Consider the following 232-nt stretch of genomic DNA (forward strand, 5'->3'; position numbering starts at 1 on the left):
AGCAACGCGAGCCAAAGATGCAATGGTTTGATGCGCAAAGAGTTGTTTTGGTTTTAACAAAATCCCTTTCTCTCTTGCCCGGGAGACCACTTGAATACTGAGTATGGAGTCCCCTCCCAATTGGAAGAAGTTATCGTGAATGCCAATGGGGCATCTTCCCAACAGGGACTCCCAAATCTCGATCAAGACCGCTTCCATATCTGTTTCCGCTGCTGTATAATCCCCCGACTTA

General features: G+C 47.4%; 1 protein-coding gene. It reads right to left on the reverse strand.

Annotated elements, in window-relative coordinates; translation table 11 throughout:
• A partial coding sequence (locus tag AC5WOF_RS19435; protein WP_496051595.1) for a phosphopantetheine-binding protein occupies positions 1–232 on the reverse strand: 232 nt, incomplete at both ends.

Source organism: Shimazuella sp. NTD250, assembly GCF_059510375.1.